Source organism: Kibdelosporangium persicum (assembly GCF_013280595.1).
In the GTDB taxonomy this organism is placed as follows: Bacteria; Actinomycetota; Actinomycetes; order Mycobacteriales; family Pseudonocardiaceae; genus Kibdelosporangium; species Kibdelosporangium persicum.
The window spans coordinates 207,288-217,423 of record NZ_JAAATY010000010.1 but is presented as its reverse complement, the minus strand read 5'-3'; the positions used below and the strand labels follow the sequence as shown (position 1 = coordinate 217,423).

Here is a 10,136-nt window from a genome sequence, read left to right as displayed (position 1 = left end):
CGTCTGAGAGAGGCTTCATGCGCGTTCTTGTCACGACCGCCGCCGTGCCCGCCCGGCTGTACAACCTGGTACCGCTCGGGTGGGCCCTGCGCACCACCGGTCACGAACTATGCGTCGCCAGCCTGCCTGGCCTCGCGCCCGTGACGAAACGGAGCGGCCTGACCGCCGTGGAAACAGGCGGCGAGCCGGTGTCGGCGCCGGTGAACGACCACATGCTCGCCGATCTGGTCGAGTTCGCCAAGGTGTGGCGGCCGGACCTGGTGGTGTGGGACGCGGACACGTTCGAAGGACCGCTCGCGGCGACGTCGCTCGGCGTGCCGCACGTCCGTGTACTGTCCACGCCGGATAATGCCGGGCCGAGGTGGCAGCAGTCACGGGAGCATCCGTTCGCGGACCGGCTGGGCGAGTTCGTGCTGGGGCACGCGACGGTCGACCCCACACCCGCCTGTTTCCGCTTTCCGGTCGATGTCGGTTACCGGCCCGTTCGTTATGTGCCTTACGACGGCGTCGCGGTGTATCCCGCCTGGCTGCAGAAAAAACCACGGCGCCCGAGAGTCGCCGTCGCACTGGAGCGGCCGTCCGCCAGCACGGCCGTGTTCGCCGCCTTGGCGAACCTGGACGTCGACGTGATCGCGACGCTCGACACCCGGCGGATTCCGCCGGAGGCGCGGATCGCGGACAACATCCGGCTGCTGGACCACCTCTCGCTGAACGTCCTGCTGCCCGGGTGTTCCGCGGTGGTCCACGACGGCGACATGAAAGCGATCAGTACCGCGGTCGTGCACGGCGTACCGCAACTGGGGATGGCTGGTGACATGACCGAGATCGAGAAATGCGGCGCGGGCCTGGCGGCGGACGCGGAGTCGTTGCCGGGACAAGTCGCCAGACTGCTCGCCGACGAGTCCATCAAGGACGGTGCGGCGGCGCTGCGCGCGGAGATGCTGGGCAGGCCCAGCCCACAGGACATCGTGCCGGAACTGGTGGGGCTCGCGTGACCAGGAACCAGATCGACCCGAGACTCTTCTCCGACAGCGACCTCGCCCGGCACCTGCTCACGGTGCGCGGCGTGCACTGGATGAACGGCGACCGCGGCGTGCCTCTTGCCCTTCTCCTTCGTGCACAAGGCATCGACCCGCATTCCCTGTACGAGGCCATGCGCGGTCAACCGGCATTGCGCCAGAGCGACATCGACGTGTGGGTCACGGTCTCGCACCCGGCCGGGACCGCCATCCTGTCCGACCGGCGGCTGACCAGACGGCACGCCCGGGATGCCCGTCGCCGCAAGCGGATCTTCACCCTCGACGCCGCGACGACACCGAAACACGTGCTCGCGGTCGACGACACCACGTTCGGCCTGGACCACGACGACCACGACCGGCTGCACCAGCTCACCGACCCGGTTTTCGGCCCGGCCGCGGTGAACCTGCGCCGCGGGCAGGTCGCCGGCGTCTTCGCCGAGCGCGCCGGGGACCTCGGCGGCGAGTTCGATCTGATGACCGGCTTCGCCCGGCCGGGCGTGATCACCGCGCTCGCCGACCTGATCGGATTGCCGGTGGAGACCCGGCCGCGGTTCGCCGAACTGGTCATGGGCACCGTTCCGGTGCTGGACGCCCTGCTGTGCCCGCCGACCTTGGCGGCGACACGCCGGCTGATCGCCTCGTTCGACGGCATCAAGGCCATGCTCGTCGAACTGCTCGACGGCCGCCAGTTGGCCGACGAGGTGTTGCGCCGGGTGAACGGAACCGAACAGTCCACCGTGGACGTGCTGTCGGCCTGCCTGTTGACGATGGTGGTCGGCACCCACGTGGCCTCGAACCTGATCTGCGACACGGTCCTCGCGTTGCACCGTCGGCCGGACCAGTGGGACCTCGTGCGGGCCGACCCGTCGCTCGCCGGTGCGGCCGTGGAGGAGACCCTGCGGTACGACCCGCCGGTCCGGATCGCCAGCCGGATCGCCGGCGAGGACGCCGAGGTGGCCGGGCTCCGGGTCAACGCGGGCGATCAGGTCGTCGTGCTGCTCGACGGGGCCAACCGGGACCCCGAGGTGTTCGCCGACCCCGGCACGTTCCGGATCACCAGAACCGATCCCGCGGCGCACCTGACATTGGATGACCTGCCGACGCGGTTCGTCGCCCCGGTCGTGCGGGTGCTGGCCGCCGAGGCGACTCGTGCGCTCGTCACCGGAGTGTCCCGATTGGACATGGCAGGAGACGTGGTGCGGTACATGCGGTCGCCGGTAGCCGGTTCGATGGCGCGTTGCCCTGTGAAGGCGGGTGGATGATGCGGGTTCTGTTCACGGTGTTCGCGTCCAAGGCACACATGTACAACGTGGTGTCGCTGGCATGGGCCATGCGGGCGGCCGGTCACGAGGTCTACGTCGCCGGGCATCCGGACCTGGTCGACATGATCACGTCGACCGGACTGCCTGCCGTGGCCGTGGGCAACGCGCTGGACATGGGCGGATCCTGGCAGGGCAAGGGCACCTGGAACCAGGAGGTGCTCAGCCGTGGCCTGTCGGCGCCGCACGAGGAGCAGCTGCGCCAGGGCTGGGACCACGTGCTCGGCGAGTTCACCCTCGCATGCGGCGTCCGGTACGAGTTCCTCGCCGACCAGTCCTTTGTGGACGACATGGTGAAGTTCGCGTGCGCGTGGCAACCGGATTTGGTCGTCTGGGACGCCCTGACCTTCGCTGGGCCGATCGCCGCCATCGCCAGCGGGGCGGCGCACGCCCGGCTGCTGTTCGGGCTGGACTACGTCAACCGGCTGTACGACGACTTCCGGCAGCTGTACGACCGGCAACCGCCGGAGCAGCAGGACGATCCGTTGACCGACTGGTTCACCGGGCGGCTGTCCAGGATCGGCGTGGAGTACCAGCCGTCGATGGCGACCGAGCTGCTCACCGGCCAGTGGACCATCGACCCGATGCCGTCCTGGATGGCGTTGCCCACCAAGCTTCCCACGGTGTCGATGCGTGCCGTGCCGTACAACGGTCCCACCACCATCCCGAGCTGGGTCTACACCAGACCGGACAAACCACGGGTCTGCCTGACGCTGGGCGTGTCCATGCGGGAACTGCTCGGCGGGGCGATGGTGTCCACCGGGGAGCTGCTGACCACGTTGGCCGAACTGGACATCGAGCTGATCGCCACGCTCGACGCCAGCCAGCTCGACTCCGCCAAGATCCCCGGCAACGTCACCGTCGTGGACTTCGTACCGCTGAACGAACTGCTGCCGAGCTGTTCGGCGATCGTGCACCAGGCGGGTTTCGGCACGCACACCAACGCGGTCACGCACGGCGTGCCGAGCATCGTGATCCCGGACCCGTTCTGGGACGAAGCGGAATGCGGCAGGCTGTTCGAGCAGCGCGGCGCCGGGCTGACCTTGGCGCCCGCGGAGTTCACCCCGGAAGCCCTGCGCACGAAGCTGGCCACGATCCTCGAAGACCCGTCGTACCGGTACCACGCCGGGGAGATCCAGCAGGATCTGCTGGCCGCGCCGACACCGCACGACATCATTCCGCGACTTGAGGAGCTCACGCGGCTGAACCGAGGCCGGGCCTAGCCAGCGAGATGCCCACCTTGGCGAGCAGGGACGCCAAGGTGGGCAAGCACGCAGGAACGCCTCCACCGACCCGTGTCGACCTTTGCGGCACCCTGTGTCGACCTTTGTGGCACCCTGTGTCGACCTTCGCGGCACCCCGTGTCGACCTTCGCGGCAGCCTGAAATTCCCGTCGGGGCTTGTTCCTGGGATGCGGCGCGGTGTGACGCGGGGCCATCATCGCCGGTTGGGTGCTTCTGCGTTCACCTGTCCTCGGGCGTCGCCCTTTGCTGGGAGCCTCCCAGAGGCGGCGCGGTTTTACCCGGGTCAGGGCGGCCGAAAACTTGCCGGTGCTCCAGAGGCCCGGCGGCTGAACTTCGGGTTCGAGCATTGGCGTCCCCGGCCTACCTCTCCGAGGCCGCCTGCGCGGTTCCCGTGTCAAACCGCGCCGCCCCCAGGAACTCGCCGCGCGAACCTTGCTGGCTACGCTAGGCGAGGCTGGCGGCTCTGATGGCGGGGGCTTGTGCCACGGCCTGCCGGATGATGTCGCAGACCTGGCCTACCTCGGTCAGCGTGATCCCGGTACCCGTCGGCAGCATGACCACGCGGTCGCTGAGTGCCTCACTGTGCGGCAGGGGGAGCGGAGCGTAGGTGGCTTGGTCGTGGACGTAGGGTTCGGTGCGGTGGCAGCCCGGGTGGAAGTGGGTGCGTGCCAGCACGTTCTCCGCCAGAAGCGTCGCCACCAGTTCGTCCCGGCTCAGTCCGGCTTCCGCTTCGTCCACTTCGAACACGATGTACTGGTGGTTGACCGTGTTCTCCCGGCTCGGGCAACGCAGCTCGACGCCAGGGACACCGGCGAGACCGGCCCTGTAGTGCTCGAAACGTTCGCGGTTGACGTCGATCAGGTACGGCATGTTCTCCAGTGAGGTAATACCCATCGCCGCCGCTACCTCGGTCATCTTGGCGTTGGTGCCGATCGACGACACGTACTCGCCTTCGCCACGGCCGTAGTTGTGCATGGAACGCACTCGCTCGGCGAGCTCGTCGTCGTTGGTGACGATCGCGCCGCCTTCGAAGGAGTTGATGAACTTCGTGGCGTGGAAGCTGTAGACCTCCGCGTCCCCGAAGTTCCCGACCGGGCGGCCGAGGCGGGAGCTGCCGATGGCGTGCGCGCTGTCGTAGAACAGCCGCAGGCCGTGTGCGCCGGCCAGGTCCGCCAGTTGCTCGGTGGGTGCCGGGTGGCCCCACAGGTGCACGCCCATGATCCCGGTGGTCTTCGGGGTGATCAGCCGGGCGGCGTGGTCCGGGTCGATGTTCCCGGTGTCCTCGTCGATGTCGCAGAAGATCGGCGTGATCCCCTCCCACAACAGGGTGTGGGCCGTCGCGATGAACGTGAACGACGGCAGGATCACCTCACCGCGCAGGCCGCCGGCCCGGATCAGCACCTGCAACGCGATCGACGCGTTGCAGGTGACGATGCAGTGCTTGACGCCCGCGGTCAACGCGAGGTCGTGCTCGAACTGCTTGACCAGCGGGCCGAAGCTGGTCAGCCAGCGACGGTCGATCGCCTGCTGGATCCGCTCCATCACCTTCCGCTCGTCCGGGACGTTCGGCCGGCCGACGTGCAGGGGCTGGACGAAGAACGGTTCGCCACCCAGGATCGCGAGGTCGCGGGGCATGGTCGTGTGCACTCCTGTCACCGCTTGCTGATGAAGTCGCGGAAGGACTCGATCACGTAGTCCGTCATCTCGGCGGTGATCCCCGGGTAGACACCCACCCAGAAGGTGCGCTCGGTGACGATGTCGCTGTTGGTCAGCTCACCCGACACCCGGAAGGGCTGGTTCAGGTACGCCGGGTGACGGGTGAGGTTCCCGGCGAACAGCAGCCGGGTGCCGATCCGGCGGGACTCCAGGAAGTTCACGATCTCCGCCCGCGTGAACGGCGCGTCCTGCTCGAGCGTGACGACGAAACCGAACCAGCTCGGGTCACTGTCCGGTGTGGCCGATGGCAGCAGCAGCCAGGGCAGCCCGTCCAAGCCCTCGCGCAACCGGCGCCAGTTCGCGCGGCGTGCGGCGCCGAACTCGTCGAGCTTGGCCAGCTGGGTCAACGCGAGGGCGGCCTGGGTGTCGGTCGCCTTCAGGTTGTAGCCGATGTGCGAGAAGATGTACTTGTGGTCGTAGCCGTACGGCAAGTCGCCCATCTGGTAGGCGAACCGCTTGTGGCACGTGTCGTTCTCACCCGGCTCGCACCAGCAGTCCCGGCCCCAGTCCCGTAGTGACTCGATCACCCGCGCCAGCGCCAGGTTGTCGGTGAGCACGCAGCCGCCCTCACCCGCGGTGATGTGGTGGGCGGGGTAGAAGCTCACCGTGCTCACGTGGCCGAATCCGCCGGTCAGCTTGCCCTGGTAGGTGGTGCCGACCGCGTCGCAGTTGTCCTCGACCAGGAACATGCCGTGTTCCTCGGCGATGTCGGCGATCTCCTTGGCCGGGAACGGGTTGCCCAGCGCGTGCGCGATCATGATCGCCCGGGTGCGCGGGCCGATCGCCTCGGCGACTCGTTCCGCGGTGGTGTTGTACGTGCCCAGTTCGATGTCCACGAACACCGGCTTCAGGCCGTTCTGGACAATGGGGTTGACCGTGGTGGGGAAGCCGGCGGCGACGGTGACCACCTCGTCCCCGGGCATCAGCCGGGTGTCCTCCAGTTCCGGCTGGCACAGCGCGGAGAGCGCCAGCAGGTTGGCCGAGGAACCGGAGTTGGTCAGATGTGCCTTGCGCAGCCCGAGCTTGCGGGCGAAGAGGCGTTCGAACCTGCGTGTCGACACGCCGGCGGCGATCCGCATCTCCAGCGCGGCCTCGACCAGCGCGGCCCGGTCGTCCTCGTCGAGCACCGCGCCCGAAGGTAGGATCGGGGTGACACCGGGCTGGAACCCGCGGTACGGGCTGACTTCCTTGTCGTACTTGCGGACCAGTTCCAGGATCGCGGTCTTGGTCGCGGCGCTGGTGTCGGTGCCGGTCGACGCGGCAGAGTTGGTCGAACTGTCCGCCATGGTCACTCCAGGGGTTGGTTCACGGTTCGGACGGCATCCATCAGGGCGGCGCCGCGCACGGCGGTTTCCAGGTGTGCGTCGAGCGGGACACCGTCGCGTACCGCGGTGGTGAAGGCGTCGATGGTGTCGCGGTACTGGTGGCTGGGCGGCAGGGTGATCTGCTCGGTCCCGTCCTGGCGTTCCACCCGGATCACCGGCTGGAAGTCCGGTGGCGGCGTGAAGGCCCGTTCCAGGGTGAGCCGGCCGCGGCTGCCCCACAGCTCGTAGTGCGACCGGTAGCTGTGCTCGAAGCCGAACGTCAGATGCGCGGTCACGCCGTCACCGGCTCGCAACAGGACACTGCCTCGAACGTCCACTCCGGACACCGGGTCGCGGCGCAGGTTCGCGCCGAGCACTTCCAGCGGCTCGGCGAGGAAGAGCATGGCCGCGTGCAGCGGGTAGAACCCGGCGTCCAGCAGCGCACCGCCGCCGAGGTCCGGCCGGTACCGCACGTCCTGGGCGGACAGTGGCGGGAACGCCATGGTGCTGTTGAACACGCGCAGCTCGCCCAGTTCGCCGTTGGCCACCAGTTTGCGCACGGCGTCGTGCTGGGTGTGCTGGACGAACATCCGGTTCTCCATCAGGCAGAGGCCGGTCTCGCGGGCGAGCCCGGCGAGTTCGGCCGCCTGCTGGTGGGTGGTGGCGAGCGGCTTCTCGGCCAGCACGTGCTTGCCCGCCCGCAACGCCTTCGCGCACCACTCGTGGTGCAGTCCGGTCGGCAGCGGGATGTACACCGCCTCGATGTCGGAACGGTCGAGCAGCGCGTCGTATCCCAGCACGGTTTCGCACTCGAATCGGTCCGCGAAGCGCCGGGCTTTGTCCTTGTCACGACTGGCGACCGCGGTCACGGTGGCCGTGGCGGACTCGGCGAACGCGGGCAACGTGCGCCGCCAGGCCACGTCGGCGCAGCCCAGGACACCGAACCGGACCGGATTCGTCACCGTGGTCATCAGTGCAGTCCCAGGGTCAGGCGCATGACGCTGACCAGCGTGCGGGCCTGGATGTTGAGGTAGTTGCGGTGCGCCAGCAGACCGGAGAGCTGGTCCAGCGTCAGCCAGCGGTAGTCCTCGGGCAGGTCGTCGGGGATGCCGTCGTCCAGTTCCACCACCACGTACCGGTTCTCCGCCTGGTAGAAGCGGCCGCCTTCCTCGGACAGGATGGCGTCGTAGTGGATCCGCTCGGCGGGCGCGCGCCGGATCAGGTCGGCGAACGGCGGCTCACCGTTGGGGTAGCTGGACGGCTGGTACTGGACTGTCGGCCCGATCTCGACCACGTCGACGAACCCGGGTTCGGCACGGGCGTGCGCCAGGACGTTCAGCACGCCGTCGACGTAACGGATGACGAAGGCGACCACACCGATGCCGCAGGGCTGGAACATCGGCTGCGTCCATTGGGCGACCTCGCGGCTGGTGGCCTGCACGGACACTCCGACCACTTTGAAGTGCAGGCCCTCGTCGTGCCGGATCTCGTCAGCCGACCGGTGCCAGCCGTCCACTTCGGCCAGTGGGATCGCCTCCGTCTGCACGTTGTGCGACGCACAGATCTCGGTGAACCAGCTGCGCAGCTGGGTGTCGTCGGCTGCCTGCGCGTTACCGTTGGGCAGACAGGAAAGCACTGTCCGGGAGTCCATGTTGACCAGGTTGTTCACCCGCAGCAGTTCGCCGATCTGGTCCAGGGTGAGCCAGCAGAAGCCCTCGGCGACGGGGATCTCCTCGTCGATCTCGACCACCATGTTGCGGTTGCGCTTGCGCAGGAACCACGATCCGTGCTCGGACTGCAGCACGTCCACCAGCACCCGTCCGCCGCGGGGCTTGACGAAGTACTCCAGATAGGTCACGTCGGCGCCGTTGTGGGCCTTCGTGTAGTTGCTGCGGGTGGCCTGCACGGTGGGCGACAGCTGCAGGATGTTGATGTTGCCCGGTTCCATCTTGCACTGCATCAGGCAGTGCGGCACGCCGTTGAACCGTTTGACCAGGATGCCGAGGATGCCGATCTCGGGCTGGTTGATGATCGGCTGCGACCACTCGGGCACCGGGCCGCGCTCGGAGCGCACCCGCAGCCCTTCGACGGTGAAGAACCGGCCGGAGTCGTGCCGGATGTCACCGGTCACCGGGTCGACCCGCCACCGGTCGAACTCGTCGAACGGGATGCGCCGCACCTCGTACTTGTTCTGCCCGTCCTGCTCTGCCCACCAGGAGTGGAACCGGTCGATGCTCACAGCCGGTCCGGCGAACGTCTCTGACATCTCATCACCTCGGCGGACGGAAATGGTGTCCTCATCCGGAAGAAGTCCCGGGGGAATGGCTTGGGGCGACGAGGCCGGGAAACGGCTTCGTGGCGTGATCGCCGCCGAGCCTATGGCCGTGCCGACAACCCGGCCAACCCCTAACCAGCCCGGTCGGCGGCCTGCCGGGTGGGCCGTGCTCGGTCATCGAGCAGGCGTACCCCTACCAACGCCCGTCCTTAGGGGTCCGCTGGGCGGCGGGCCCGGGATATCGTCCGGGCGTCCGACTAGGGAAGGGTTCCGATGCGCGTTCTGCTGGCCGCGCCGCCTTCGACTGCGCGACTGCACAACCTGATGCCTTTGGCGTGGGCACTGCGCACGTCCGGGCACGAGGTGCAGATCGCCGGGCGGCCCAAGTTCACCGAGACGATCACGACGACCGGGTTCGTCGCTGTCGCCGCGGGCACTGACGGCTCGGGTGACCGGCTGGCCGGCGAGTCCGATGTGGACGATCTGACGTCCTACGCGGCGCTGTGGCGACCGAGCCTGGTGGTGTGGGACGCGCACGCCCCCGCGGGGGCTGAAGTGGCGCGGGCGGTCGGGGCGGCAAGCGTCCGGGTGCTCAACCCGTCCGACGACGACGGCCCGGCTGGTGGTCCCGTACCGGACGCGACCGTGAACTGCCTTCCCCCGTCGCTGCGAGCACCGGAGGACACCGGCCATCTGCCGGTCCGTTACGTGCATTACTCGGGACCGTCGGTGATTCCCGCGTGGCTGCGCCGCAAACCGCGCAGGCGCCGCGTGCTTGTGACCACGCAGGATGCCGCCGGGCTGTCCGGCACGGTGCTTGATCCAGCGCTGTTCGACACGGCGGCGCGGCTGAGGATTGAGCTGGTCTGCACGCTCGCCGAAGACCAGATCCCGTCCGGGACAACCATTCCCGCGAACGTCCGGTTCTTCGACGCCGTCCCGGTGGACGCGGTGTTGCCCACGTGCGCCGCGATCGTGCACGACGGCACCGCCGCGCAGGCGATGGCCGCGTTGACGAACGGCCTGCCGCAGCTGGCGGTCGGCGCTTCGGGGCTCGCCGCGCGGATCGCGGAGCACGGCGCCGGTCTCGTCGCCGGGCAAGCGGACGGACCGGCGCTCGAGAAGCTTGTGGACGACGCAAGCCTGCCGGAGAACGCGCGGCGGCTGGGCGCGGAGATGGCGGCGATGCCTTCGCCGCGAGAGCTCGTGCCGGAACTGGCACGCATCGCCGGATCGCGCGCCCGCTGACCGCGCTGCTT

8 protein-coding genes are annotated in these 10,136 nt (G+C 68.6%); 4 read left to right on the top strand and 4 right to left on the bottom strand.

What is annotated here, in order from left to right; translation table 11 throughout:
- Positions 1-17 precede the first annotated feature (17 nt).
- From GC106_RS20090 to GC106_RS20080, 3 genes are read left to right on the top strand one after another with little or no spacing between them, the layout of a single operon-like run.
- Positions 18-995 (top strand): nucleotide disphospho-sugar-binding domain-containing protein, encoded by a 978-nt coding sequence (locus GC106_RS20090; RefSeq protein ID WP_173132804.1) that lies wholly within the window; start codon positions 18-20, stop codon positions 993-995.
- Positions 992-2,281 carry a cytochrome P450 family protein gene (locus tag GC106_RS20085; RefSeq protein ID WP_173132801.1) on the top strand — a complete coding sequence of 430 codons (1,290 nt, stop codon included), beginning with the start codon at positions 992-994 and terminating at the stop codon, positions 2,279-2,281. Before GC106_RS20090 ends, GC106_RS20085 begins: the two co-directional genes overlap by 4 nt.
- Positions 2,278-3,561 carry an activator-dependent family glycosyltransferase gene (locus tag GC106_RS20080; RefSeq protein ID WP_246366310.1) on the top strand — a complete coding sequence of 428 codons (1,284 nt, stop codon included), beginning with the start codon at positions 2,278-2,280 and terminating at the stop codon, positions 3,559-3,561. The genes GC106_RS20085 and GC106_RS20080 overlap by 4 nt, the downstream gene beginning before the upstream one ends.
- A gap of 465 nt (positions 3,562-4,026) precedes the next feature.
- Here the strand turns inward: GC106_RS20080 and GC106_RS20075 are convergent, their stop codons facing one another.
- The 4 genes from GC106_RS20075 to GC106_RS20060 are packed head-to-tail and all read right to left on the bottom strand — an operon-like array spanning position 4,027 to position 8,868.
- Positions 4,027-5,217, bottom strand: a complete 1,191-nt coding sequence (locus GC106_RS20075; protein ID WP_173132798.1) for a DegT/DnrJ/EryC1/StrS family aminotransferase — start codon at positions 5,215-5,217, stop codon at positions 4,027-4,029.
- Positions 5,218-5,234: 17 nt separating this feature from the next.
- The gene (rfbH, locus tag GC106_RS20070) at positions 5,235-6,584 is read right to left on the bottom strand and encodes a lipopolysaccharide biosynthesis protein RfbH (protein WP_173132795.1); all 1,350 of its coding nucleotides are present in this window, start codon (positions 6,582-6,584) and stop codon (positions 5,235-5,237) included.
- Between the two features lie 2 nt (positions 6,585-6,586).
- Positions 6,587-7,573 (bottom strand): Gfo/Idh/MocA family protein, encoded by a 987-nt coding sequence (locus GC106_RS20065; protein ID WP_173132792.1) that lies wholly within the window; start codon positions 7,571-7,573, stop codon positions 6,587-6,589.
- Complete coding sequence (locus GC106_RS20060; RefSeq protein WP_173132789.1) at positions 7,573-8,868, bottom strand: NDP-hexose 2,3-dehydratase family protein; 1,296 nt, start codon at positions 8,866-8,868, stop codon at positions 7,573-7,575. Before GC106_RS20060 ends, GC106_RS20065 begins: the two co-directional genes overlap by 1 nt.
- Before the next feature lie 282 nt (positions 8,869-9,150).
- Between GC106_RS20060 and GC106_RS20055 the strand changes: the two genes are divergently transcribed.
- On the top strand, positions 9,151-10,125 hold the full coding sequence (locus GC106_RS20055; RefSeq protein ID WP_173132786.1) for a nucleotide disphospho-sugar-binding domain-containing protein: 975 nt from the start codon (positions 9,151-9,153) through the stop codon (positions 10,123-10,125).
- Positions 10,126-10,136: the final 11 nt, after the last annotated feature.

Bases quoted from the DNA above. Each gene is read 5' to 3' on its own strand.
- GC106_RS20090 (WP_173132804.1), top strand. From the start codon at position 18: ATGCGCGTTCTTGTCACGACCGCCGCCGTGCCCGCCCGGCTGTACAAC.
- GC106_RS20080 (WP_246366310.1), top strand. From the start codon at position 2,278: ATGATGCGGGTTCTGTTCACGGTGTTCGCGTCCAAGGCACACATGTAC.
- GC106_RS20075 (WP_173132798.1), bottom strand. From the start codon at position 5,217: ATGCCCCGCGACCTCGCGATCCTGGGTGGCGAACCGTTCTTCGTCCAG.
- rfbH (WP_173132795.1), bottom strand. From the start codon at position 6,584: ATGGCGGACAGTTCGACCAACTCTGCCGCGTCGACCGGCACCGACACC.
- GC106_RS20065 (WP_173132792.1), bottom strand. From the start codon at position 7,573: ATGACCACGGTGACGAATCCGGTCCGGTTCGGTGTCCTGGGCTGCGCC.
- GC106_RS20060 (WP_173132789.1), bottom strand. From the start codon at position 8,868: ATGTCAGAGACGTTCGCCGGACCGGCTGTGAGCATCGACCGGTTCCAC.
- GC106_RS20055 (WP_173132786.1), top strand. From the start codon at position 9,151: ATGCGCGTTCTGCTGGCCGCGCCGCCTTCGACTGCGCGACTGCACAAC.